Here is a 23781-nt window from a genome sequence, read left to right as displayed (position 1 = left end):
CATGCCCGTCACGTCGCACTTGGCCACGGACAGAACAAGTGTTGACTCGTTGCGACCGGATTATTACGACTTGATTCCGTGACATGCTGAGGATCACCCGTGCGGCCTCAATTCCGCGCAGGCCTCGAAGGAAGGCAGCAGACCCTGCCGCTCCGCTTCGTCCAGGGTGGGCGCCGCGGCATCCTTGCCGGAAAGCCGCACCTCGACATCCTCGGGCCAGTCGATGTCCAGAGAAGGGTCGAGGGGATGGATTCCGTACTCGCGCTGAGGTGCATATTCCTGAGAACACAGATAGACGACGGTGGAGTTGTCGTCCAGCGCCATGAAGGCGTGGCCCAGCCCTTCCGAGAGGTAGACGCAGTTGTGCGTCACGTCGTCGAGCCGAATCGCCTCCCATTTCCCGAATGTCGGGGATCCGGTGCGGATGTCGACCACGACGTCCAGGACAGCACCACTGACACAGGTCACATACTTGGCCTGGCCCGGCGGGACCGACGCGTAGTGGATTCCGCGGAGCGTGCCGCGCACCGAACGGGAGCAGTTGGCCTGTGCGAGCCGGAGGCCTTGCCCGACGGCATCATGGAACCTGTCACTTCTGAACCACTCGTGGAATCGGCCCCGGTTGTCCGTTAACACCGTGGGCGTGTGCACCCAGGCGCCTTCGATGCCCAGCGGTTTCACTTGATTGCCTCCTTTTGCCGCACAGGACGCGATCCGTCGCCCCTCGGAGGCGCAAGGACGGGCCGCAAGTCGTCCAGCAGCCCCAGCAGGTAGTGGCCGTATCCGCTCTTGAGCAGCGGCCGGGCCAGCTCGCGGAGCCCGTCGTCGTCGATCAGGCCGGCCCGCCAGACCGCCTCCTCGAGGCAGCCGACCTTGAGCCCCTGCCGGTCCTCGATGACCCGGACGAACTCCGCGGCCTGGACCATGGAGGTGAAGGTGCCGGTGTCGAGCCACGCCGTGCCCCGGTCGAGCCGTGTGACGTGCAGGGCGCCGGCTTCCAGATAGCCGCGGTTGAGGTCGGTGATCTCCAACTCGCCCCTGGCGCTGGGCCGTAGACCGCGGGCGAGTTCCACAACGTGACTGTCGTAGAAGTAGAGTCCGGGCACCGCGTACCGGGACTTGGGCCGGGTCGGTTTCTCCTCGATGGACAGAGCGCGGCCCCGCTCGTCGAACTCCACCACACCGTACGCCGAGGGGTTGGCCACCTGGTAGGCGAACACCTTGCCGCCCGTCAGCCCCTCGTGGCCTGCCAGCTGTGTGCCGAGTCCGGTGCCATGGAAGATGTTGTCGCCCAGAATGAGGGCGACCGGGCCGTCCCCGATGAAGTCGGCGCCCAGCAGAAAGGCCTGGGCAATGCCCTCTGGGCGCTCCTGTGCCACGTACTCCAGCCGAAGGCCGAGTTTTCCGCCGTCCCCGAGCAACCGACGGAACTGGTGCTGGTCTTCGGGGGTAGTGATGATCAGAATCTCCCGGATTCCGGCCATCACGAGTGTGGAAAGCGGGTAGTAGACCATCGGCTTGTCGAATACGGGAAGCAATTGTTTCGAGACCGATCGGGTCAATGGCCACAGTCGCGAGCCGGTGCCCCCGGCCAACAGGATTCCACGCATGGCCTCACCATAGGGGAGTTGCGCCCGAATGCGGCTTTTGCACACGGCTTCACATGATTTGTCGCCCGAACAACAGGCACATCTGGAGGCGTTCACGGCCCCACACGCCGGAGAGGCCGGGGGGGCCCCCCCGGGGGGGCCCCCCCCCCCCGGGGGGGCCCCCCCCCCCGGGCGGGGGGCGTCGCCGGTGAGGGCCAGACGGACCCGCGGCCCCGGGGTTGGGGGGGGGGGGGGTTGGGGGCCCCTGTCAGCCCAGGCGCTCGACGAGCGCGCGGTACTGGTCCCACAGCTCCTTGGGCGTGTGGTCACCGAAGGTGTTCAGGTGTTCGGGGACCAGAGCGGCCTCCTCGCGCCACACGTCCTTGTCGACGGTGAGCAGGAAGTCCAGGTCGGAGTCCGACAGGTCCAGGCCGTCGGTGTCCAGGCCCCCCTTGGTCGGCAGGACGCCGATCGGGGTCTCGACGCCCTCGGCCGTGCCGTCCAGGCGCTCCACGATCCACTTCAGGACGCGGCTGTTCTCGCCGAAGCCGGGCCAGACGAACTTGCCCTCGTCGTTCTTGCGGAACCAGTTGACGTAGTAGATCTTCGGCAGCTTGGACTGGTCGCCGTCACGCTGCTCGGCGGCCTTGCCGACCTCTATCCAGTGGCCCATGTAGTCGCCCATGTTGTAGCCGCAGAACGGCAGCATGGCGAACGGGTCGCGGCGCAGCTCGCCGACCTTGCCCTCGGCGGCGGCCGTCTTCTCGGAGGCGACGTTGGCGCCGAGGAAGACGCCGTGGTTCCAGTCGAAGGACTCCGTCACCAGCGGCACCGCGGAGGCGCGGCGGCCGCCGAAGAGGATCGCCGAGATCGGCACACCCTTGGGGTCCTCCCACTCCGGCGCGATGATCGGGCACTGCGCGGCGGGCGTGGTGAAGCGGGCGTTGGGGTGGGCGGCGGGCGCCTCGGACGCGGGGGTCCAGGAGTTGCCCTTCCAGTCGGTGAGGTGCGCCGGGGTCTCCTCCGTCATGCCCTCCCACCACACGTCGCCGTCGTCGGTGAGGGCGACGTTGGTGAAGACCGAGTTGCCCCACAGCGTCTTCATGGCGTTGGCGTTGGTGTGCTCACCCGTGCCGGGCGCGACGCCGAAGAAGCCGGCCTCGGGGTTGATCGCGTACAGCCGGCCGTCCTCGCCGAACCGCATCCACGCGATGTCGTCACCGATGGTCTCGACGGTCCAGCCGGAGATCGTCGGCTCCAGCATGGCGAGGTTGGTCTTGCCGCAGGCGCTCGGGAAGGCGGCGGCGACGTACTTGGCCTCACCGGTGGGCGGGGTGAGCTTGAGGATCAGCATGTGCTCGGCCAGCCAGCCCTCGTCGCGCGCCATGACGGAGGCGATGCGCAGGGCGTAGCACTTCTTGCCGAGCAGCGCGTTGCCGCCGTAGCCCGAGCCGTAGGACCAGATCTCGCGGGTCTCGGGGAAGTGCGAGATGTACTTGGTGGAGTTGCACGGCCACGGGACGTCCTCCTGGCCCGGCTCCAGCGGGGCGCCCAGGGTGTGGACGGCCTTGACGAAGAAGCCGTCGTCGCCGAGCTCGTCCAGCACCGGCTGTCCCATGCGGGTCATGGTGCGCATGGACACCGCGACATAGGCGGAGTCGGTGATCTCGACGCCGACCGCGGACAGCGGCGAGCCCAGCGGGCCCATGCAGAACGGGACGACGTACATCGTCCGGCCCTTCATCGAGCCGCGGAAGATCCCTCCCTTGCCGTCCGCCCCCTGGAAGATCTCCCGCATCTCGGCGGGCGCCTTCCAGTGGTTGGTCGGACCTGCGTCCTCGTCCTTCTCGGAACAGATGAACGTCCGGTCCTCCACGCGGGCCACGTCGGACGGGTCCGACGCCGCGTAGTAGGAGTTGGGGCGCTTGATCGGGTCGAGTTTCCGGAAGGTGCCCTTCTGGACGAGCTCCTCGCACAGTCGCTCGTACTCGGCCTCGGATCCGTCACACCAGACCACGCTGTCCGGCTGCGTCAGTTCGGCGATCTCATTGACCCACGAGATCAGTTCCTTGTGGTGGGTGGGGATGACGGGGGGAGCCGCGATGTCGCGCGCCACGATCGCTCCTAAATGAGGGGTTTTTGTCTTGTCGCCCCGTGGGGGCTGCGACCCGGATGCTTCGTAGCCGCTCATCCGGTGCCGACCGCACTCATTTGATCATCCGACGAGAGTGCCCATCTGTCCAGGGGGCGTCACAGGTGAGCGACGTGAGTAATGCCACGATGCCCGCGATTCTTTGCGTCCACGTTGGATTCGACTGAAGGTCTTTTTGCGTTCGGCCCGTTCGCCGGTGCTCACGGTCCGGCGCTGATTCACGACTTACGGTGTCGTAGGTACGATGCGCGCATGACTGCGTCCGCCTCCGACGCGCCCCTGGACACGCCGGTCGCCGGCCGCGGTCCCGTCGCGCCCTCCCTGCCGCACCAGGTCAAGCCGAAGCTGCGCGGCTGGCTGCATCTCGGCATGTTCCCGGCCGTACTCGTCGCAGGGCTCGCACTCACCGCGCTGGCCGGCTCCACCCGCGGACGCATCGCCTGCGGGATCTACGTCCTCACCGCCTGCCTGCTCTTCGGCGTGAGCGCGCTGTACCACCGGGGCAACTGGGGGCCGCGCATGGGCGGCGTGCTGCGCAGGCTCGACCACGCGAACATCTTCCTGATCATCGCGGGCACGTACACACCGCTCACCCTGCTGCTCCTGCCCAGCACCAAGGGGCAGTGGCTGCTGTGGGGCATATGGGGCGCGGCTGCCGCCGGCATCGCCTTCCGCGTCTTCTGGGTCGGCGCCCCGCGCTGGCTCTACACCCCCTGCTACATCGCGATGGGCTGGGCGGCCGTCTTCTTCCTGCCGGACTTCCTGCGCACCGGTGGCATCGCCGTCCTGGTCCTGGTCGTCGTCGGCGGGCTCCTCTACAGCGCGGGCGGCGTCGTCTACGGCATCAAGCGGCCGAACCCGTCACCGCGCTGGTTCGGCTTCCACGAGGTCTTCCACAGCTTCACGCTGGCCGCCTTCGTGGTGCACTACGTGGGCATCTCGCTGGTGGCCTACCAGCACGCGTAACGCCTCACACCCCTCCCCCACCCGGCCACGACTCACACGAGCCGTGGCCGTTTCCGTGTGCCCGAAAACCCCGGAGGAGCCCGGACACCGCCGGAAGGAGGCCCGGAACGTATTCGACAGTCGATACCGATTGACAGAGCATTGATTTTGAGAGCTACTCTCATTTCATGGCTACTCTCACCCACGCCGAAGACGTACGGCGCGATCCCCGCCGCTGGTGGGCCCTCGCGGCCCTGGTCGCGAGCATGCTGGTGCTCGGCTTCGACATGACGATCCTCAACGTCGCCCTGCCGACCATGGCGAGGGAACTCGGCGCCTCGACCGGGCAGCAGCAGTGGATGGCGGACGCGTACGTCGTCGTCTTCGCCGCGCTGATGCTCCCCGCCGGACTCCTCGGCGACCGGTTCGGACGGCGGCTGATGCTGATCGCCGGGCTCGCGGTCTTCCTCGCCGGTTCCGTGGTGGGCGCCCTGACCGGCGACGTCGGCGGGGTGATCGCCGCCCGTGCGGTCATGGGCGTCGGCTCGGCACTCGTCATGCCGCTGGCGCTGTCCGTGCTGCCCTCGATGTTCGGGCCCGAGGAGCGCGCCAAGGCCGTCGGCGTCATCTCGGCCGCCTCGGCGCTCGGCCTGCCGCTCGGCCCGATCATCGGCGGCTGGCTGCTGAACCACTTCTGGTGGGGCTCGGTCTTCCTCATCAACGTGCCCATGGCCGGCCTCGGCGTCGCGGCCTGCCTCCTGCTGCTCCCCGAGACCCGCGATCCGGCCTCCCCGAAGGTCGGCGCGCTGTCCACGGCGTTCACCGCGACCGGTCTCGGCGCGCTCGTCTACGCGATCATCGAGGCGCCCGACCGCGGCTGGGGCGACCCGCTGGTGCTCGCCGCGTTCACGGCGGCCGCCGTCCTCCTGGCCGGGCTCGTGCTGCGCGAGCGCCGCGAGGCCCGCCCCATGCTCGACATGACGCTGCTCGCCCGACGCGGCTTCCTGTTCAACGTGATCGCCGCGACCCTGGTGATGTTCGTGCTCAGTGGCCTGATGTTCGTGCTGCCGCCCTACCTCCAGGCCGTGCTCGGCCACGACGCGCTCGGCACCGGTGTGCGGCTGCTGCCCATGATGGGCGGGCTGCTGGTCGCCGCGAAGGGCGCGCAGCCGGTCGTCGCCCGGTTCGGACCGCGGGCCGTGGTCGCCGCGGGACTGGTGGTGCTCGCCTTCGCCGCGCTGCTGGGCAGCCGTACGACCGTGGAGTCCGGCTACGGCTTCACCGCCCTGTGGCTGTCGATCGCCGGTGTCGGCTTCGGTTTCTCCGTCGTCCCGGCCATGGACGGAGCACTGGCCGCCCTGCCCGCCGACCGGGCGGGCAGCGGATCCGGTCTGCTGATGACGCTGCGCCAGGTCGGCGGCGCGGTCGGCATCGCCCTGCTCGGCAGCCTCCTGGCGAGCGCCTTCCGGCACCGGCTCGACGTCACCGGGCTGCCCGCCGAGACAGCGCACACCGCCGGGCAGTCCGTGGTCGCGGCCCACCTGGTCGCCGGGAGGACGGGCTCGGCGCACCTGGCGGCCTCCGCGAACGCGGCGTACGTGCACGGCATGGGCCTGGTGCTGCTGGTGGGCGGGATCGCCTCGGTGGTGGCGGCGCTGCTGGCGGCCGCGTTCCTGCCGGGCACCGCCCAGGGCGCCGTACGGGCCGATCCGGAGGAGCACCCGGCCATGGCCCGACCCTGACCCGATGCCGGACAATGACCTTCATGACGGCCGCACGTACCACGACCCCAGCCGACCGCCCCCCGATGGGGCTGAGGGAACGCAAGAAGCTCAAGACCCGGCAGGCGATCCGTACGGCGACGTACGCGCTGATCGAGGAGCAGGGGTACGACGCCACGACGATCGAGCAGATCGCCGACCGCGCCGAGGTGTCGCCGTCGACCGTCTTCCGATACTTCCCGACCAAGGAGGACATCGTCCTCACGGACGAGTACGACGAGATCATGCTGGAGGAGCTGCGGGCCCGGCCCGTTGACGAGCCGTGGATGGACTCCCTCCGGCATGTGATGCACAAGGCCCTTGCGCTGGGAATGACCGACGAGCCCGAGGTGTCCCGGCTGCGCGCCCGGCTGGGCGTCGAGGTTCCCGCGGTCCGCGCCCGGATGATGGAGAGCATGTCGGAAGCCGGCCTGCTCATCCGCCAGGCCATCGCGGCCCGCACCGGCCTGGACCAGGACAGCCTGGAGGTGCGGGTCTTCGCCATGTCCCTCATGGGCGGCCTGATGGAGGTCTCCCTGTACTGGGCCGAGAACGGATGCAAGGGTGAGCTGAGCGACCTCATGGACCAGGCCATGGACGTCCTGGAACACGGCCTCCCCACCAAAAATCCGTGAGCCCGCGACCCCGCGTCCGTGCCATCCTGACCGGGTGAACGGTCCCGAGATCCACGTCGGGTTCGCCCCCGGCCTGCACCTGTTCGTCCCGCACGCCCGGCGCCGCGGCGCCACCGCGGTCGTCACGGACGGCGTCTCGACGCTCGGCCACGTCGTGGAGTCCCTGGGCGTGCCACTCACCGAGGTCGGCGCGCTGGTGGTGGACGGCCGTGAGGTGCCGGTGTCGCACGTGCCGCGGGAGGACGAGACGGTCCAGGTGCGCGCCGTCGCCCGGCCCCAGCACGTCCCCGGCGCTCCCCTGCGCTTCCTCCTCGACGTGCACCTGGGCACCCTCGCCCGCCGACTGCGCCTGCTGGGCGTCGACACGGCCTACGAGTCCACCGACATCGGCGACCCGGCACTCGCCGCCCGCTCGGCCGCCGAGAAGCGGGTCATGCTCAGCCGCGACCGCGGCCTGCTGCGCCGTCGTGAACTGTGGGCGGGCGCCTACGTCTACAGCACCCGCCCCGATGACCAACTCCACGACGTCCTCGACCGCTTCCGCCCCGAGCTGCGCCCCTGGACCCGCTGCACCGCCTGCAACGGCCTGCTGCGGGACGCCACGAAGGACGAGGTGGCCGACCAGCTCGAGCACGGCACGCACCGCACGTACGACGTCTTCGCCCGCTGCGGCGACTGCGGCCGCGCCTACTGGAAGGGCGCCCACCACGACCAGCTGGAGGCGATCGTGCAGCGGGCGCTGGCCGAGTTCACGAGCCGATCCTAGGGGTTTTGTTCAGCCCGTGGGCGCGACCTCATCGGCGGTGTGTGGCCGTGGCACCAAGGCCCCTGTCCGAACCGGCCGGGTCCTGGCCGCGGTGGTCGCGGAGTGGAGCCGGCGCAGGAGGAGCACCGCGGCGGCCAGCAGTAGCCCGTCACGTACTGCCAGGGTGGCGACGGCGGACCAGGTGCCGTTGATGAGGTTCCAGTAGGTGAACGGATAGATGACCAGGGTGAAGCCACACGCTGCGAGGATCAGGCGGGCCGGGGCCCGCATCGCGGAGGTGCGCCAGCTGGTGCCGACGGCGACGAGCCCGACCGTCCAGAGCATGAACTGAGGACTGAACACCCGGCTGGTGAAGATGCAGAGCAGGACTGCGGTGAGTCCCAGGAACGAGGGAGCGGCGTCCGTGAAGAAGCTCGCCGGAAGCCGCAGCCTCAACCACAGCAGCCAGGCCAGTGCCAGGACGTTGAGGATCAGGAGTGCGCGTGCCACGGATTCCACGTACGGCCCTGTGAACTGCATCGCGCCATAGGCCAGCTGTACCTGTCCGGGCCAGCCGAAGTGGCGGGCCACGTGGAAGGGCAGCGCCCCGAACGACTCGATCTGAAGGCCGCGATTGCGCTGCCCGATGGCGAAGGACCACACCCCGGGCATGACGGCTCCGAGCGTCAGGCAGATACCGGCCGCGACTGCCAGGGCACGCTTCCAGGCCGAGCGCGCGGCCTCTTTCGACCCGATGCCCAGCAGTACCAGCACAGGCCAGAGCTTCATGGTTGCCCCGACACCGACCAGGGCACTCCCGGTTCCGGCGCGGGACGGCAACCAGAGGAGAGCTGCCACGCAGACACCCGTGACCATCATGTCCAGACGCGCGTAGGGCATCGACCCGAGCAGCGGGACGCCGAGCGTCCAGACCCAGGCGCCCACCATGCTGCGCTCCGGCCGGCGACCGGTGCGCACCAGCCCGGCGAACACGGCGGCGTCGACCAGGAAGGCGGCCACGAAGAAAGCCATCTTGTAGGTGAGCACGAACAACAGCACGGGTGCGACAACCGCCAAAGACATGCCTGGGGGGTACTGCCAGGTGTCGTCACCAACGGGAAAACTCCCGAACTGAAAGCTCGACAGCCAGTGCTGGTAAATGGAGACTTCGTCGTCGTTCCCGTCCACGATCGGCAGGGGGACCAGGCCGAAGACCAGCATCAGCATCAACAGCCTGCTGATCCCCCACTCGAAGAGCGGTCCCGCAGGTCGCCCCCGGTCCAGTGCGTTGCCGATCATGAGACTCCTTTCCCTCGTGCCACGGCCTCGTTCGGCGGCACCTCGTCGGGCGACGCACGTCGGACCGCGCCTCAGACCATGCGCTGCGAACGGGCGCGCCCGTGTGATGAGGCGAGGCGCCGGGTCCGCGTCAGCGGAGGCCGGACGTGGAGCAGCGCAACTGGCACGCGAAAGCCCTGTTCAAGACGGATCGCGCCGATGCTTCGGACCACGGGAACCCTAGCGGTGGTGCCGCTTCGGACTGGGGGTGTCGTGCACGAGTGCGACACTTTTCGCCCGTTCGGCGGGCTTGGGACCGCGCATCCGCACCCGGCAGCGTCTCCACCACTTGGCCGGCGGCCTCGACCCCGGTGACCGGGCCTGACGCCGCGCGACTCACCCGCCGAGCGCCGCGCGCAGCCACTCCGGGTCGGTCGTCGGGGCGTCGCAGGTGAAGGCGCGGCAGACGTAGGCGGCCGGCTCGCCGTCCACGAGGGGGCGGTCGGCGAGCAGCGGGAACTCCTCGCTCTCCGGGGTGCCGTACGCGACGACCGCGCCGGGGGCGGTGCCGAGAAGTGCCGTACGGTGCAGCCGACGTGCGGCCGGGTCGTCGAGCGACGGCCCAACGACGGCGACCTCCCGCGGCCCGTCGAGCGCGGCCTCGGCGACGGCCAGCCCCCAGCCGATGAAGCGCGGGACGCGTGGACCGAGTGCCTGGACGACACCCAGCGCCTTCTCGGCCGCGGTGCGGTGGGTGTGCGACCCGGTGTGGGCCGCGTAGCCGAGCAGGGCGCCCGCGGCGGCGGTCCAGCCGGAGGGCGTCGCGTTGTCGGTGGGGTCCTGGGGGCGGCGGATCAGCTTCGCGGCGTCGGCGGCCGTGTCGTAGAGGGCTCCCGACTCCGGGTCGGCGAACCGGGTGAGCACATGCCCGAGGAGCAGCCCGGCGAACTCCAGCCAGACGCCCTCGCCGGTCACGGAGGCGAGGGCGAGGAAGCCCTCGGCGACGTCGGCGTAGTCCTCCAGCACCCCGGCGTTGGCTCCGGCCCGGCCGTCCTTGCTGGTACGGCGCAGCCCCGCGTGCTCGTCCATGTGCAGCCGGACCAGGAGGTCGGCGGCGCCGACGGCGGCCTCGACCAGGTCCGGGCGGTCGAAGTAGGCACCGGTCTCGGCGAGGGCGGCGATCGCCAGCCCGTTCCAGGCGGCGACGACCTTGTCGTCCCGGCCGGGCGCCGGGCGCCCGGCCCGCTTCGCCAGCAACCGGCGCCGGACGGACTCGACCCGGCCGGCGTCGAAAACGCCCTCCCGCACGGGGAGTTGCAGGACGGAAGAGCCGTGTTCGAAGGTGCCCTCCTCGGTCACGCCGAAACAGCGGGCGGCGAGTTCGGCGTCCTCGGCGCCGAGGGCCTCACGCAGCTGGGCGGGGGTCCAGACGTAGTAGGCACCCTCGACGTGCCGGCCCGAGCCGTCGTCGCTGTCGGCGTCCAGTGCCGAGGCGAACCCGCCTTCCGCGGTGCGCAGTTCGCGCACCATGAAGTCGGCGGTCGCGAGGGCGACCCGGCGGGCGAAATCGGAGCCGGTGGCCCGCCACAGGTGAGCGTAGACCCGGCACAGCAGGGCGTTGTCGTACAGCATCTTCTCGAAGTGCGGCACCACCCAGTCGCGGTCGACGGAGTACCGGGCGAAGCCGCCGCCGAGCTGGTCGTGGATGCCCCCGCGGGCCATCCGCTCGCAGGTGTCCGCCGCCATCTGGAGGGCGCCCTCGGAGCCGGTGCGGGCGTGGTGCCGCAGCAGGAACTCGATCACCATCGACGGCGGGAACTTCGGCGCCCCGCCGAACCCGCCGCGCTTCGCGTCGTACTCCCGGGTCAGCGCGAGCAGCGCCTGCGCCAGGTCCTCCTCGCCGGGGGGTCGCGCGGCGCCGTAGTCGATCTCCCGCTGCGCGAGGTCCCGCACGATCTTCCCGGCGACGTCGGCGACTTCCTCCCGCCGGGTCTGCCAGGCCTGCCGCACCCCTTCCAGGACCTGCCCGAAGGAGGGCATGCCGTGCCGGGACTCCGGCGGGAAGTAGGTGCCGAAGTAGAACGGCTCGGCGTCGGGCGTGAGGAACACGGTCATCGGCCACCCGCCCTGCCCGGTGGCGGCCTGCACGGCCTCCATGTACACGGCGTCGACGTCGGGGCGCTCCTCGCGGTCCACCTTGACGCTGACGAAGTGCTCGTCGAGGAAGGCGGCGGTGGCCGGGTCCTCGAAGGATTCGTGCGCCATGACATGGCACCAGTGGCAGCTGCTGTACCCGACGCTCAGCAGCACGGGGACATCGCGCCGCCGGGCCTCCTCGAAGGCCTCCGCCGACCACGGCCACCAGTCGACCGGGTTGTCGGCGTGCTGGAGCAGGTACGGGGACGTCTCGTGGGCCAGTCGGTTCGGCATACCTCCATCCTGCCTCACCCGGCCCCGCCGGACGCGGATGGTGATCGTCCCGCGACTCCTCGTGTGGCCCCGACTTCTTCTCCGGGCGGTCGGCCCACGATCGCGGCCATCAGTGATCGCCGCCCCCCTCGCGCTCCCGGCCGACCCGAAGGACACTCGTAGGACAGGGAGTTGGCGCCGGAGGGGGACGGGACATGCGGGATGGCCATCGGGCGGACGCCGAGCGGCTGCTGAATCGGGCCGTGGAGGAGGAGGTTCGCCGCTCGGGCGGCCGGGTGGACGGAAGTGTGCTGCTGTCCCGGGCGCGCGGCGCGCTGGACACCATGGCCGAGACCGCGGCGGAGGAGTACGAGGCCTACACGCGGGCGCTGGACGAGTCGGGGGCCGGGCAGCTCACGTTCGGCCAGCGCTACGCCCGTGAGGGCGGCGGAACTTCCCTGCTCGTCGCGGGAGTCGCGGGACTGGCCGCCATCGTGGCCGACCTGGCGCTGGGCACCGACGGCGGCACCGCCGTCGGCGCGGGCGTCACTGTCGGAGTGGTGGGCGCCGCCGCCACCGTCGTGAAGGTGACCGCCACCCATCTGCCCGCCGCCCATCGCCGGGCCGGGGCGGCCGGCCAGCCCGGCGGTCCGGAGCAGCTGCGGTTGCAGTGGCTGACCGCGCTGGAGGTGCGCGGCATCCGCCCGTTCCTCGACCAGCAGCGCGTGCTGAGCGCGTCCACCACGCCGAAGAAGGCGGCGCCCCGGCTGCGCGGCACGGACAAGAGCGCGGCGGCCCGCAGACGCAGTGTCCTTGAGCAGTCGTTCGGTCAACTGCCCGACTCGGAGGACGTGTTCGCGGGGCGACGGGAGGAGATGGCACGGATCCGGCAGTGGGTGCAGGCGGCCCGCGCGTCCACCCAGACCCGGCCGACCGTCGTGGTCCTGCACGGAGCGCCGGGCTCCGGCCGCAGCACGCTGGCGGTGCGCGCGGCCCACGATCTGAGGGACCAGTTCCGGGGCGCGGTCGTGGTCGACCTGCGCGGCGGCAGCCAGGACGAGCCGCCGCTGCCCACCCGCGACGCCCTGCTGCACCTGCTGAACCGGCTCGGCGCGCCCCGCGAGCAACTGCTGTTCCGCGAACGCTCCTCCCCTGAGCAGCAGCTCAAACGGCTGGGCGAGCTGTACCACCAGCATCTGACGGGGCTGCCGGTCACGATCGTGCTGGACGACGCCTCGGACGCCGAGCAGGTCCGCGCCCTGGTCCCCGAGCGGTCCGACAGCCTCGTCCTGGTGACCGCCCGCGAGCCGCTCCGGCTGCCCGCAGACCTGCCGGCCTGGGTGCACCAGCTGCCCGTCCAGGCATTGGACGCGGTCGGCGCGGAGGAGCTGCTGACCGCCGCCGCACAGGACAGCTCGGGGCCCTACGACGCGGAGTCCACCGACCGGATCGGGCGGTTGTGCGGCGGGCTGCCGCTGGCGCTGCGGATCGCGGGCTCCTGTCTCGGTCCGCGCTCACCGCGTCAACTGGCCACGGATCTGGGCGCGTACGGCCCGGTGGAACCGGTGGAGCGGGCACTGTGGCTGCGCTACACCGACCAGTCGGAGCAGGCCCGCCGGCTGCTGAGGCGGCTCGCGCTGGCCGGTCGCGCCTCGATGGGCGGCGCGGCGGCGGCCGCGCTGCTGGCCGCGGACGAGGCGGAGGCGAACCGGCACCTGGCGGCCCTCGCCCGGGCGGGCCTGATCGACCACGTGCGGGGCAACCGCTACCGGCTGCACGACCTGGTGCGGGCCTTCGCTCACGCGCGTCTGCTGGACGAGGAGAACCCCGCCGAGCGGACGGCGGCGCAGGAGCGGCTGATCGAGAACTACGCCGAGCTGGCCGACTCGGTGCTGCGCCTGGTCGACGGGAACATGTCGACCCGCTCGGACCGCTTCAGCCCGCACGGCTTCACCTCCCTGGACGAGGCGCTGCGCTGGTTGGACGACGAGTCGAGCTTCATCACGGCGGCCCTCCGGCACGCGGAGGGCGTGAACCAGGGAACCGTGCTGAACCTGCTCGGCGCCCTGTGCGACTACTGCCTGCTGCGCGGCGACCTGTACCGGCTGGGGGAGATCAGCGAGCTGACCGAGGCCGTCGACCAGGGGCTGCTGGTCCGGTCGGTGCAGTGGCGTACCGGTATCGCGGCTCGCCAGCTCGGCGAGCTGGACAAGGCGCGTACCACGCTGGCCTCGGTCGTCGACCTCTACCGGGAGGCCCACCACGACGCGGGCGCGGCCCGCGCGCTGAACTCCCTCGGCATCACGCTGCACCACCAGGGCAACCTGACGGAGGCGGCGGCCCGGCTGCGCGAGGCTCTCGACCTTCAGTCGGCGCCCGAGCTGGCGACCGACCGCGCCTGGACGATGCACGCGCTGGCGGCGGTGGAGCGGGACCGGGCGCACCTGGCGGAGGCGCTGGAGCTGCTGACCCGGTCGCTGGTGCTGCACCGGGAGGGCGGGTCGGTGCACGGCGAGGCGTGGGCCCACTTCCAGCTGGGCCAGCTCGCGCTGCGCAGGGGCGACGTGGAGCGCGCCGAGGCGGACCTGCGCCAGGCACTGGACCGCAACCGCCGCACCCAGGACGCCCGCGGCGAGGCCTGGGCCCTCACCCAGCTGGCCCGGGCCCGGCTGATGGCCGGCGACACGGCCGAGGCCGTGGAGGAGCTGCGGCAGGCGGCGGCACGGCACCGGGACAACGAGGACGCGCGCGGCGAGGCGTGGACGCTGTACTACCTCGGTCAGGCGCTGGAGGAGACCGGCGGCCTCGACCAGGCGGTGCGCGAGCTGGAGCGCGCCCGCACCATGTTCTCCCGGATGCGGGACGTGTACGGGCTGGCCTGCGCCCGGCATCACTCGGCCCGGGTCACCCGGGACCAGCGGGCGGCGCAGACCGGGTCACTGCGCAACTCCGGTTTCGCCCGCCAGCTCCTCGTCGACGCCCGCGCCGACTTCCAGCGCATCGGTGTCGCGCACGGCGAGGCGTGGACGTGTCTGGAGCTGGCCGTCGTGGACGCCGGGAACGCGCGCACCCAGCAGGCGCTGTCCCTGTGTGACGAGGCGCTGGCCCTGTTCGCCTCCTACGGCGACCGTCGCGGTGAGGACTGGGCCAGGTTCCTGCGCTGCACCCTGCTGCCGTACGCGGCCCCCGGCGGTACGGAGGTCGGCACGGCGGTGGCCCAGGAGGAACTGGCCCAGCTCGCCCGCGGCGGCCATCCGCTGCGCGACGGGAAGCTGAACGACTACGTCGAGGCCTACCAGCTTCTCCTGGAGCGCGGCGTGAGCCTGGAGGCGGGCTGGCAGGCCTGGCGCCTGGGCATGGTGCCCGAGCGGCACGCGCGGGAGGTGATGGGGGTGGCGGTGCCGGACGGCGAGAGCTGAGAGCGGCACCGCCCGCCCGGGTGTCAGCCCCGCTCGGCCTTGGCGTCGCCGGAGGCGGCACCGGGCCGCGCGGCGGGGTCCGGGGCCTCCTTGAAGTCGACCCTGCCCATGTGGCGGTTCATGGACTTCATCAGGCCCCACACCGCGAGGGCCATCACCGCGAAGACGACGAAGCCGAGGACGCCGGGGGTGACCTTGTTCTTGTCGAACTCGGCGAGGGTTACCAGGTGCGTCATTGCCAGGCTCACGCTTGCACTCATGTCAGGCATTGTCCCTCACAGCTGCCGGACGCCCGCAAAGAGGTCGTCCTCCGGGAGCGAGGTGTCGACGAGCGACTTCGCGAGCTCGTACTCCTCCGTCGGCCAGACCTCCTTCTGGATCTCCATCGGCACCCGGAACCAGCCGCCGTCGGGGTCGATCTGCGTGGCGTGGGCGATCAGCGCCTTGTCGCGGATCTCGAAGAAGTCGGCGCAGGGGACGTGCGTGGTGAGCGTGCGCTCCTTGTGGCCCGAGTCCTCCCAGCGCTTGAGCCACTCGCCGTAGGGGGACTCCAGGCCGCGGTCGAGCAGGGCCTGGTGCAGCGCCTCGGTACGCAGGCGGTTGAAGCCCTGGTTGTAGTACAGCTTCAGCGGCTGGTAGGCCGGGCCGTACTCCGCCTCCGGGTACTTCTCGGCGTCCGCGGCGCCCTCGAAGGCCACCATCGAGATCTTGTGGGTCATGATGTGGTCGGGGTGCGGGTAGCCGCCGTTCTCGTCGTAGGTGGTGATCACCTGGGGGCGGAAGGAGCGGATCCGGCGGACCAGCTCGCCGGCCGCCTTGTCGAGGTCCTCCAGGGCGAAGCAGCCCTCGGGCAGCGGGGGCAGCGGGTCGCCCTCGGGCAGGCCGGAGTCGACGAAGCCGAGCCAGTCCTGGCTCACCCCGAGGATCTCGCGGGCCTCCTCCATCTCCTTGCGGCGCACCTCGTGGATGTTCTCCTCGATGTACTTGTCGCCCTGGAGCTTGGGGTTGAGGATGGAGCCGCGCTCTCCGCCCGTGCAGGTCACCACCAGCACGTCCACCCCCTCGGAAACGTACTTGGCCATGGTGGCCGCGCCCTTGCTCGACTCGTCGTCGGGGTGCGCGTGCACGGCCATCAGTCGCAGCTGGTCAGTCAAGGCTCAGTCCTCAGGTCAAGTCGGTGCCCGGCTCGGCGGGCAGTCAACGGGGTGCCGTCCCGCGGGGAGATCGGTCCGGGGTGGCGGTCGGTCGGTCGGGCGGGGGCTTCTATAGTGACCGAATCGGGGGGCGAATAATTCCGGGGTCCGGCTCCGGAAGCCCCCCGCGGGACGCCCGTCCCGCACCGGCCGAGAGGACGATCATGAGCACGGCGAGCACCCGGCTGCCCGAGGGCCGCTACGGCCGCTCCCCGGACGGGCGCGCCGACCACAAGCTCAAAATCGCCGGTGCCGTCCTGGGCGCGGCCCTGCTCGCCCTGATCGGTTACTTCGCCTACCACTACGTCGGCCAGAACGAGATCAGTGCGCAGGTCATCGCCTTCCAGACGTCGGACGACTCGGTGCGGGTCCATCTGGAGGTCCACAAGGACGCCGGCGCCCGCGGCTACTGCACTCTGCGCTCGCAGGCGGCCGACGGCTCCGAGGTCGGGCGGGCGGACTTCCGCTTCGACGAGCACGCCTCGCAGGTCGACAAGGTGCTCACCCTGCGGACGACGGCCCGGGGCACGACGGCCGAGCTGCTGGGCTGCAGCAGCGGGTGACGCGTCGGCGCCGACCGGAATACGCGGTCGCTGACCTGCGTTGACGTAGGTCTGACGGCTTATGTCCTCCCCCTTTGAGCCCTGAATTGTTAGGCTCGTGGTTTCGCCCACCCATGAGGGAACATTCTTCTGGGTAGGGCGATGCTTTGTATTCCCAGTACCGACGAGGAGCACCTGTGACCCAGACCAGCGAGAACGTCACCTGGCTGACCCAGGAGGCGTACAACAAGCTCAAGGACGAGCTTGCGCACCTTACTGGTCCTGCGCGCACGGAGATCGCCGCCAAGATCGCGGCCGCGCGCGAGGAGGGCGACCTGCGCGAGAACGGCGGGTACCACGCGGCCAAGGAGGAGCAGGGCAAGCAGGAGCTCCGCGTGCGCCAGCTGACCCAGCTCCTGGAGAGCGCCCAGGTCGGCGAGCCGCCGGCCGCGGACGGTGCGGTCGCGCCGGGCATGGTCGTCACGATCGCCTTCGACGGCGACGAGGACGACACCCTGAGCTTCCTGCTGGCCTCGCGGGAGTATGCGAGCGCCGAGATCGAGACCTACTCGCCGCAGTCCCCGCTGGGCTCCGGCGTGATGGGCCACAAGGTCGGCGAGGACGCGGAGTACGAGCTGCCGAACGGCAAGATCGCCTCGGTGAAGATCCTCAAGGCCGAGCCGTACAGCGGCTGAGTCCCGCACCGCACCGCCTTCCGGCGAAGCCCCCGGCGCTCCGCGTGAGCACCGGGGGCTTCGTCATGTCCGGACTATCGGAGGGCCGGCTCGCCGTCGCCCGCGCTCAGGCCGTGGCCGAGCGGTACTTGCGCACCGCCAGAGTGCGGAACACCACGACAATCAGCACGGACCACAGCAACGATGCCCACACCGGGTGCTGCATGGGCCAGGCGTCCGGCACCGGATATCCCGCCGGGAAGTTGCCGAAGAGCTGGCGGCATGCCTGCACGGTGGCGCTGAACGGGTTCCAGTTCGCGATCGTCTGCAGGAACGAAGGCATGTTCTCCGACGGCACGAACGCATTCGAGATGAATGTCAGCGGGAACAGCCAGATCAGGCCGCCGGAGGTGGCCGCCTCGGGCGTGCGTACGGACAGGCCGATCAGCGCGCCGATCCACGAGAACGCGTAGCCGAGCAGGAGCAGCAGGCCGAATCCGACCAGTACCTTGCCGAAGTTCTCGTGCGTGCGCCAGCCGACGAGGACGGCGACGACCGCGAGGACCACCAAGGTCAGTGCCGTCTGCACCAGGTCGGCGAGGGTGCGGCCGGTGAGGACCGCGCCGCGGGCCATGGGCAGCGAGCGGAACCTGTCGATGAGGCCCTTGTGCATGTCGTCGGCGATCCCCGCGCCGGCTCCGGCGGTGGCGAACGTGACGGTCTGCGCGAAGATGCCCGCCATCAGGAACTCGCGGTATCCGGAGGGGCTGAGGCCCGCACCCGGGACGCTGATCGAGCCGCCGAACACATAGCTGAACAGCACCACGAACATAATCGGCTGGATCAGCCCGAAAATAAGCATCTCGGGGATCCGGGTCATACGGATCAGATTGCGCTTGGCGACGACCATCGAGTCACGGACGGACTGGGTCAGGACGTTGCTGGTCGGCGCGATCCGCGCACTGTCGGTGGCGGCACTCACTTGACAGTCTCCTTCTTGCGCCGGCGATCTCTGGCGTCGGCACCCTGGGCGCCGCTCGTGCCGTTCTCGGCCTCGGCCTCGGCCACATGGCCGGTGAGGGACAGGAACACGTCGTCGAGGGTCGGGCGGCGCAGACCGATGTCGTCGATCTCGATGCCGCGGGTGTCCAGCTCCCGGATGATCTCGGCCAGGAGCTTCGCGCCGCCGGTGACGGGCGTGGTGATCTTGCGGGTGTGATCCTCGACGGTGGTGTCGCCCTTGCCGAAGCCGCGCAGCACCTCGGCGGCGGTGGGGATGTGCTCGCGCTGGTGGACCACGACCTCGACGCGCTCGCCGCCGGTGCGGGCCTTGAGCTGGTCGGAGGTGCCGCGGGCGATGACCCGGCCGTGGTCGACCACCGCGATCTCGTGCGCCAGGTGGTCGGCCTCTTCCAGGTACTGCGTGGTGAGCAGCAGGGTGGTGCCGCCGGAGACCAGCTGCTTGATGACCTCCCACAACTGCTGGCGGTTGCGCGGGTCGAGACCGGTCGTCGGCTCGTCCATGAACATCACCGGCGGGGAGACGACGAGCGCCGCCGCCAGGTCGAGCCGGCGGCGCATGCCTCCGGAGTAGGTCTTCGCGGGCCGGTCCGCGGCGTCGGCGAGGTTGAACTGCTCCAGCAGCTCCCCCGCCCTGGTCTTCGCCGCCGCGGCCCTCATCTGGTACAGCCGGCCGACCATCTCGAGGTTCTCGCGGCCGGTCAGATACTCGTCGACCGCGGCGAACTGGCCGGACAGGCCGATCGAACGCCGCACCTCGTTGGGCTGCTTGAGAACGTCGAGACCCGCGACGACGGCCTTGCCGCTGTCGGGTCGCAGCAGCGTGGTCAGACAGCGGACGGTGGTGGTCTTGCCCGCGCCGTTGGGCCCGAGCAGTCCCAGCACCGTGCCCTCGGGGACGTCGAGGTCGACGCCGTCCAGAGCCCTTACGTCGCCGAAGGTCTTCACCAGACCTTCGGCATAGATGGCGCCTGGCATGTGAGTCTCCGCGTCGTCGGGGATGGTCGGAAAAGCCTAGAGAGGCAGGTGTTGTTTCGCTGGGAATTTTCGCCGCGCCACGTCCAGGCAGGCCGCCTCGCGAACACGACACACCATAACGCGATGTATCGCGTCCACTCAACGGATTTGCTCGAGCGAGTGATGAAGAGCTGATGACCTCCGCGTTCCGCCCGCCATCCGCCCGCCCGGCGGAGGGCGGGATCAGTCGATGACCGTGTAGCCGGCCTCGCGCAGGGCCTGGCCGACCTCGGCGCAGTGCGCCGGACCCTTCGTCTCCAGGTGCAGCTCCACCTCCGCCTCCGCGAGCCCGAGCCGGGGGTCGGTCCGGACGTGGCTGACGTCGAGGACGTTGGCGTCGACCGCCGACAGCACCCCCAGCAGCGTGGCGAGCGCGCCCGGCCGGTCGGTCAGCCGCAGGCTGACCGCCAGATAGCGGCCCTGCGCGGCCATGCCGTACCGCAGCACCCGCTGGAGCAGCACCGGATCGACGTTCCCGCCGGACAGCACCGCCACCACCGGACCGGCCACGGGGCCCGAAGAGCCCAGCAGCGCGGCGACCGGGCTCACCCCGGCCGGCTCGACCACCAGCTTGGCCCGCTCCAGGCACAGCAGCAGCGCGGCGGACAACTCGTCCTCGGTGACCGTGCGCACCTCGTCCAGCAGTTCGCGCAGGATTCCGAACGGCACATCGCCCGGCCGGCCGACTCTGATGCCGTCGGCCATCGTCGCCGGAGTGCCGACCGTCACCGGGCGGCCAGCCGCCAGCGAGGGCGGGTACGCCGCCGAGCCCGCCGCCTGCACCCCGATGATCCGCACGTCCGGCCGCAGCGACTTCACCGCCACCGCGATGCCGGCCGCGAGCCCGCCGCCGCCGATGCCGACGACGATCGTGCGCACCTGCGGGCACTGCTCCAGGATCTCCAGGCCCACCGTGCCCTGGCCCGCGATGATGTCGGGGTGGTCGAACGGGTGGATGAACACCGCGCCCGTCCGAGCCGCGTACTCCTGGGCGGCGGCCAGCGTCTCGTCGACCACCTGGCCGTACAGGCGCACCTCGGCGCCGTAGTCCTGCGTGGCGCTGATCTTCGGCAGCGGGGCGCCCTTCGGCATGAACACCGTGGAGTGCACCCCGAGCAGCGAAGACGCCAGCGCGACGCCCTGCGCGTGGTTGCCGGCGCTCGCGGCCACCACCCCGGCGGCACGCTCCTCGGGCAGCAGCCCCGCGATCCGGACGTAGGCGCCGCGCAGCTTGAACGAACCCGTCCGCTGGAGGTTCTCGCACTTCAGGTGCACCGGCGCGCCCACCAGGTCGGACAGGTACCTGCTGCCCTCCATCGCGGTCACCCGCGCCACCCCGGAGAGCATCTTCTGCGCGCCGCGCACATCGTCCAGGGTGACGGGCCAGGGGGAGCCGGCCGTGCTGTAGCTCATGCCTCAAGTCTCGCAGTTCACGGGCCGCGGACGCCGTTGTGACCATCCTCCGAGACCGGATAGCGCAGCGCCGGTACGACTTGCCCCCCGGCCGCGTAACCTGTCCCCCAACCCAGCAGCTCTCCAGAAGCGAGCCCCCGGCCATGCCCACAACACCCGACATGTCGACGGACATGACGACCGGCGGTGACACCGGTCTGCTCGACACCCTCCAGCACGAGGTGGCGGTCTTCGCCCGCCGGGCCGAGCAGACCCGACTCGGCGGCGTCGGACAGGTGCGCAACTCCATGGACCGCGCCGCGTACCTGCTGCTCAACCGCCTCGACAAAGAGGGCCCGATGGGCGTCAAGGCGCTCGCCGCGAGCATGGGCATCGACTCCTCCACCGTCACCCGTCAGGTGGCGCCGCTCGTCGACACCGGCCTCGTCAAGCGCACCTCGCACCCCGAGGACGGGCGCGCCGTGGTGCTCCAGCTCTCCCCGCGCGGGCTGTCGCGGCTGGAGGAGGTCCGCTCGTCCAGGCGGCAGCTGATGGCCGAGCTGACCCAGGACTGGGAGCCGGCGGAGCGCGAAGCCTTCTGCTCACTGCTGACCCGCTTCAACGACGCCCTCTCCGCCCGCCAGGGCATACCGCAGACGGACTCGCCCTCGGCGTCGTAGAGCCGCGACCGGGCGCGGGCCGACGGGTGTGAACGCGGCTCTTGACCGACGGCCGGTCCCTCCCCTCATATGAGACCGGGCCCTCGTCGTACGCGGTTCAGGAGGCGTACGAGAACGGGTCCCGCGGTCACGGTCGCCCTTGGGGGGAGGTGCGGTGCGAGAACGGCAGGCGGCCCAAGGGGCTCGCCGGGCCCGGGAGTTCGAGGCGTTCGTCGCGGGCGCGGCCGGGCGGCTGCTGCATGCCGCCACGCTGCTCACCGCCGAGGCCCCCGGCGACAACCCGCGCGCGCGACGCCTGCTGACCCTCGCCCTGGCGCACACCTACGCGTGCTTTGACCGGCTGCGCGGCGAGGACCCGTACAACCACGCCCGCCGGCATCTGGCCGCCCGCTTCGCCCGCGAGGCGTGGCACCAGCGCGGCGGTCCGGGCCGCGCCCGCCGGAGGCCACCCGGGGCCTTGGCCGCGCTCACTCCCCAGGAGCGCCTGATCATCGTCCTCAGGCTGTACGAGGGGGTGGCCGAGGAACAGGCGGCGGCCCTGCTGGGACTGCCCACGGACCGCGTCCGCGCCATCTGCGACCGCGCGATCACCACGCTCACCCGCACTCCGGTGAGCCCGGCACCGGCGGTCGGCGACGCCGAGGCGGCAGCGTCGTGAGGGGAACGAAGGGCGTGAGCGGTGCGTGCGGCACGCGCGGCCCATGTGGCCATGCGGCGTGCGGCGCCCATGTGGACAGAGCCGGAGAGGCGCATGCGGCGCGAGTGGCCTGTGCGCCCTGTGCGCCCTGTGCGCCCTGTGCAGCATGCAGGAAAGACCGGACGAGTGGAGGCGGCCGTGAACGGGGTCGAACGGGAGGCGGCCGTACGGCGGATCCTGGAACAGCGTCCGCCGCAGGTGCCCACGGAGGTGTACGAGGAGGCCGTGCGCCGCGGGGGACGGATGCTGCGCCGCCGCACGGCCGCCCGCCGGTTGATGTGGCTGGTGCTGGCCGCGGCGGCCGTCGCCTTCACGGTGTGGGCGCTGACGGCTCGCCCGTGGGTGGAGCCGCCGTCGCAGACGACTCCACCCGTGACCGGCTGGTGACCCCTAGCCGAGGGCCTGCCTCAGGTCCTCAAGCAGGTCGTCGACGTTCTCGATGCCCACGGACAGGCGCACCAGGTCCCCGGGGACCTCGAGGGCGGAGCCCACCACGGACGCGTGCGTCATGCGCCCGGGGTGCTCGATCAGCGACTCGACGCCGCCCAGGGACTCGCCGAGCGTGAACACCTTGGCGCGGTTGCAGACCTCGACGGCCGCCTCCTCGCCTCCCTCGACCCGGAAGGAGACCATGCCGCCGAACGCCTTCATCTGCTTGGCGGCCACCTCGTGACCGGGGTGCTCCGGCAGGCCCGGGTAGAGGACCTGCGTCACGCGCGCGTGCCGGGACAGCATGTCGGCGACCTTCGTCGCGTTCTCGCTGTGCCGGTCCATGCGCACCGCGAGCGTCTTGGTGCCGCGCAGCACCAGCCAGGAGTCGAAGGGGCCGGCGACGGCGCCCATCGCGTTCTGGTGGAACGCCAGTTCCTCGCCCAGCCCGGCGTCGCCGACGATCAGCGCGCCGCCGACGACGTCCGAGTGACCGCCCATGTACTTGGTCAGCGAGTGCACGACCACGTCCGCGCCGAGCGCCAGCGGCTGCTGGAGGTACGGCGTGGCGAAGGTGTTGTCGACGACGAGCTTGGCGCCCGCGTCCCGTGCGACCTGAGCGACGGCGGCGATGTCGGTGATGCCGAGCAGCGGGTTGGAGGGGGTCTCCACCCACACGGCCTTGGTCTTCGGGGTGATGGCAGCCCATACCGCGGCCGGGTCGGAGGTGTCCGCGACCGACCACTCCACGCCCCACCGGGAGACGACCTTGGCGAACAGGCGGAAGGTGCCGCCGTAGGCGTCGTTGGGGATGACGACGTGGTCGCCGGGGCTGAGCAGCGTGCGCAGCAGGCAGTCCTCGGCCGCCAGTCCGGACGCGAACGCGAGTCCGCTGCGGCCGCCCTCCAGGGCGGCGAGGTTCTCCTCCAGGGCGGTCCTGGTCGGGTTGGCGCTGCGGCTGTACTCGTAGCCGTCGCGCAGACCGCCCACGCCGTCCTGCTTGTAGGTCGAGACCTGATAGATCGGCGGGACGACCGCTCCGGTCCGGGGGTCGGCGGTGTTGCCCGCGTGAATCGCGAGCGTCTCGAAGTGCTCACTGATGTGCCTGTCGCTCATGGGCCCGAGGGTAGTGCGCTTGTGGGGATGGTGGCGGACGGCGGGCCCCGGGCCGCACGGGAGGCAGGGTTATCCACAGGCTCGCGGTA

The 23781-nt window shown here is 71.0% G+C and carries 21 protein-coding genes; 10 read left to right on the top strand and 11 right to left on the bottom strand.

Annotation, left to right across the window (positions count from 1 at the left end):
* Window positions 1–93: 93 nt before the first annotated feature.
* The 3 genes from ACIQFZ_RS01260 to ACIQFZ_RS01250 all read right to left on the bottom strand — a co-directional run bounded on the left by ACIQFZ_RS01260 (window position 94) and on the right by ACIQFZ_RS01250 (window position 3705).
* A complete protein-coding gene (locus ACIQFZ_RS01260) occupies window positions 94–681 on the bottom strand; it encodes a dTDP-4-dehydrorhamnose 3,5-epimerase family protein (protein WP_402690345.1) in 588 nt (195 codons plus the stop codon).
* Window positions 678–1610 carry a glucose-1-phosphate thymidylyltransferase RfbA gene (rfbA, locus tag ACIQFZ_RS01255; RefSeq protein WP_402690344.1) on the bottom strand — a complete coding sequence of 311 codons (933 nt, stop codon included), beginning with the start codon at window positions 1608–1610 and terminating at the stop codon, window positions 678–680. The genes ACIQFZ_RS01260 and rfbA overlap by 4 nt, the downstream gene beginning before the upstream one ends.
* 247 nt (window positions 1611–1857) lie before the next feature.
* Window positions 1858–3705 carry a phosphoenolpyruvate carboxykinase (GTP) gene (locus tag ACIQFZ_RS01250; protein ID WP_402690343.1) on the bottom strand — a complete coding sequence of 616 codons (1848 nt, stop codon included), beginning with the start codon at window positions 3703–3705 and terminating at the stop codon, window positions 1858–1860.
* Window positions 3706–3993: 288 nt separating this feature from the next.
* On the opposite strand from ACIQFZ_RS01250, the gene ACIQFZ_RS01245 reads away from it, so the two are divergent.
* The 4 genes from ACIQFZ_RS01245 to ACIQFZ_RS01230 all read left to right on the top strand — a co-directional run bounded on the left by ACIQFZ_RS01245 (window position 3994) and on the right by ACIQFZ_RS01230 (window position 7847).
* Complete coding sequence (locus ACIQFZ_RS01245) at window positions 3994–4707, top strand: hemolysin III family protein (protein WP_376651235.1); 714 nt, start codon at window positions 3994–3996, stop codon at window positions 4705–4707.
* 167 nt (window positions 4708–4874) lie between these two features.
* Window positions 4875–6428, top strand: coding sequence for an MFS transporter (locus ACIQFZ_RS01240; RefSeq protein ID WP_402690342.1), 1554 nt, complete (start codon window positions 4875–4877; stop codon window positions 6426–6428).
* A 14-nt stretch (window positions 6429–6442) separates the two neighbouring features.
* On the top strand, window positions 6443–7081 hold the full coding sequence (locus ACIQFZ_RS01235; protein WP_383061681.1) for a TetR/AcrR family transcriptional regulator: 639 nt from the start codon (window positions 6443–6445) through the stop codon (window positions 7079–7081).
* Between the two features lie 34 nt (window positions 7082–7115).
* Window positions 7116–7847 (top strand): Mut7-C RNAse domain-containing protein, encoded by a 732-nt coding sequence (locus ACIQFZ_RS01230; RefSeq protein WP_402690341.1) that lies wholly within the window; start codon window positions 7116–7118, stop codon window positions 7845–7847.
* Between the two features lie 9 nt (window positions 7848–7856).
* Here the strand turns inward: ACIQFZ_RS01230 and ACIQFZ_RS01225 are convergent, their stop codons facing one another.
* Together ACIQFZ_RS01225 and ACIQFZ_RS01220 are read right to left on the bottom strand one after the other, a co-directional pair.
* A complete protein-coding gene (locus ACIQFZ_RS01225; RefSeq protein ID WP_402690340.1) occupies window positions 7857–9125 on the bottom strand; it encodes a glycosyltransferase family 87 protein in 1269 nt (422 codons plus the stop codon).
* Between the two features lie 375 nt (window positions 9126–9500).
* On the bottom strand, window positions 9501–11534 hold the full coding sequence (locus tag ACIQFZ_RS01220) for a thioredoxin domain-containing protein (RefSeq protein ID WP_402690339.1): 2034 nt from the start codon (window positions 11532–11534) through the stop codon (window positions 9501–9503).
* Window positions 11535–11728: 194 nt separating this feature from the next.
* Here ACIQFZ_RS01220 and ACIQFZ_RS01215 point away from each other — a divergent pair, with 194 nt between their 5' ends.
* A complete protein-coding gene (locus tag ACIQFZ_RS01215; protein ID WP_402690338.1) occupies window positions 11729–14932 on the top strand; it encodes a tetratricopeptide repeat protein in 3204 nt (1067 codons plus the stop codon).
* Between the two features lie 23 nt (window positions 14933–14955).
* Here the strand turns inward: ACIQFZ_RS01215 and ACIQFZ_RS01210 are convergent, their stop codons facing one another.
* Both ACIQFZ_RS01210 and mca read right to left on the bottom strand, forming a co-directional pair.
* The gene (locus ACIQFZ_RS01210; RefSeq protein WP_376651228.1) at window positions 14956–15201 is read right to left on the bottom strand and encodes a hypothetical protein; all 246 of its coding nucleotides are present in this window, start codon (window positions 15199–15201) and stop codon (window positions 14956–14958) included.
* Window positions 15202–15207: 6 nt separating this feature from the next.
* On the bottom strand, window positions 15208–16086 hold the full coding sequence (mca, locus tag ACIQFZ_RS01205; protein WP_365425633.1) for a mycothiol conjugate amidase Mca: 879 nt from the start codon (window positions 16084–16086) through the stop codon (window positions 15208–15210).
* A 203-nt stretch (window positions 16087–16289) separates the two neighbouring features.
* Here mca and ACIQFZ_RS01200 point away from each other — a divergent pair, with 203 nt between their 5' ends.
* Both ACIQFZ_RS01200 and greA read left to right on the top strand, forming a co-directional pair.
* A complete protein-coding gene (locus ACIQFZ_RS01200) occupies window positions 16290–16688 on the top strand; it encodes a DUF4307 domain-containing protein (RefSeq protein WP_365425635.1) in 399 nt (132 codons plus the stop codon).
* 176 nt (window positions 16689–16864) lie between these two features.
* Entirely contained in the window at window positions 16865–17362 is a 498-nt protein-coding gene (gene greA / locus ACIQFZ_RS01195) for a transcription elongation factor GreA (RefSeq protein WP_365425636.1), read from the top strand.
* 106 nt (window positions 17363–17468) lie between these two features.
* Here the strand turns inward: greA and ACIQFZ_RS01190 are convergent, their stop codons facing one another.
* The 3 genes from ACIQFZ_RS01190 to ilvA form a co-directional block, all read right to left on the bottom strand.
* Entirely contained in the window at window positions 17469–18323 is an 855-nt protein-coding gene (locus ACIQFZ_RS01190; RefSeq protein WP_365425638.1) for an ABC transporter permease, read from the bottom strand.
* On the bottom strand, window positions 18320–19339 hold the full coding sequence (locus ACIQFZ_RS01185) for an ATP-binding cassette domain-containing protein (RefSeq protein WP_376651227.1): 1020 nt from the start codon (window positions 19337–19339) through the stop codon (window positions 18320–18322). The genes ACIQFZ_RS01190 and ACIQFZ_RS01185 overlap by 4 nt, the downstream gene beginning before the upstream one ends.
* A gap of 222 nt (window positions 19340–19561) precedes the next feature.
* A complete protein-coding gene (gene ilvA, locus ACIQFZ_RS01180; protein WP_365427698.1) occupies window positions 19562–20791 on the bottom strand; it encodes a threonine ammonia-lyase in 1230 nt (409 codons plus the stop codon).
* Window positions 20792–20952: 161 nt separating this feature from the next.
* On the opposite strand from ilvA, the gene ACIQFZ_RS01175 reads away from it, so the two are divergent.
* From ACIQFZ_RS01175 to ACIQFZ_RS01165, 3 genes are all read left to right on the top strand, one after another.
* Complete coding sequence (locus ACIQFZ_RS01175) at window positions 20953–21450, top strand: MarR family transcriptional regulator (protein WP_361413086.1); 498 nt, start codon at window positions 20953–20955, stop codon at window positions 21448–21450.
* 154 nt (window positions 21451–21604) lie between these two features.
* The gene (locus ACIQFZ_RS01170) at window positions 21605–22108 is read left to right on the top strand and encodes a sigma factor-like helix-turn-helix DNA-binding protein (RefSeq protein WP_402690337.1); all 504 of its coding nucleotides are present in this window, start codon (window positions 21605–21607) and stop codon (window positions 22106–22108) included.
* A 177-nt stretch (window positions 22109–22285) separates the two neighbouring features.
* Window positions 22286–22534: a hypothetical protein gene (locus ACIQFZ_RS01165; RefSeq protein WP_383061671.1), complete on the top strand. Its 249-nt coding sequence runs from the start codon at window positions 22286–22288 to the stop codon at window positions 22532–22534.
* A 3-nt stretch (window positions 22535–22537) separates the two neighbouring features.
* On the opposite strand, the gene ACIQFZ_RS01160 is transcribed toward ACIQFZ_RS01165, so the two are convergent.
* Window positions 22538–23692, bottom strand: coding sequence for a cystathionine gamma-synthase (locus tag ACIQFZ_RS01160; protein WP_402690336.1), 1155 nt, complete (start codon window positions 23690–23692; stop codon window positions 22538–22540).
* Window positions 23693–23781: the final 89 nt, after the last annotated feature.

The organism is Streptomyces sp. NPDC093064 (assembly GCF_044754605.1).
Classification (GTDB): domain Bacteria; phylum Actinomycetota; class Actinomycetes; order Streptomycetales; family Streptomycetaceae; genus Streptomyces.
This window is presented reverse-complemented; position numbering and strand designations above follow the sequence as displayed.

Bases quoted from the DNA above. Each gene is read 5' to 3' on its own strand.
- ACIQFZ_RS01200 (WP_365425635.1), top strand. From the start codon at position 16,290: ATGAGCACGGCGAGCACCCGGCTGCCCGAGGGCCGCTACGGCCGCTCC.
- ACIQFZ_RS01235 (WP_383061681.1), top strand. From the start codon at position 6,443: ATGACCTTCATGACGGCCGCACGTACCACGACCCCAGCCGACCGCCCC.
- ACIQFZ_RS01225 (WP_402690340.1), bottom strand. From the start codon at position 9,125: ATGATCGGCAACGCACTGGACCGGGGGCGACCTGCGGGACCGCTCTTC.
- ACIQFZ_RS01245 (WP_376651235.1), top strand. From the start codon at position 3,994: ATGACTGCGTCCGCCTCCGACGCGCCCCTGGACACGCCGGTCGCCGGC.
- ACIQFZ_RS01185 (WP_376651227.1), bottom strand. From the start codon at position 19,339: ATGCCAGGCGCCATCTATGCCGAAGGTCTGGTGAAGACCTTCGGCGAC.
- ACIQFZ_RS01175 (WP_361413086.1), top strand. From the start codon at position 20,953: ATGTCGACGGACATGACGACCGGCGGTGACACCGGTCTGCTCGACACC.
- ACIQFZ_RS01160 (WP_402690336.1), bottom strand. From the start codon at position 23,692: ATGAGCGACAGGCACATCAGTGAGCACTTCGAGACGCTCGCGATTCAC.
- ilvA (WP_365427698.1), bottom strand. From the start codon at position 20,791: ATGAGCTACAGCACGGCCGGCTCCCCCTGGCCCGTCACCCTGGACGAT.
- ACIQFZ_RS01220 (WP_402690339.1), bottom strand. From the start codon at position 11,534: ATGCCGAACCGACTGGCCCACGAGACGTCCCCGTACCTGCTCCAGCAC.
- rfbA (WP_402690344.1), bottom strand. From the start codon at position 1,610: ATGCGTGGAATCCTGTTGGCCGGGGGCACCGGCTCGCGACTGTGGCCA.
- ACIQFZ_RS01240 (WP_402690342.1), top strand. From the start codon at position 4,875: ATGGCTACTCTCACCCACGCCGAAGACGTACGGCGCGATCCCCGCCGC.
- ACIQFZ_RS01215 (WP_402690338.1), top strand. From the start codon at position 11,729: ATGCGGGATGGCCATCGGGCGGACGCCGAGCGGCTGCTGAATCGGGCC.
- ACIQFZ_RS01210 (WP_376651228.1), bottom strand. From the start codon at position 15,201: ATGCCTGACATGAGTGCAAGCGTGAGCCTGGCAATGACGCACCTGGTA.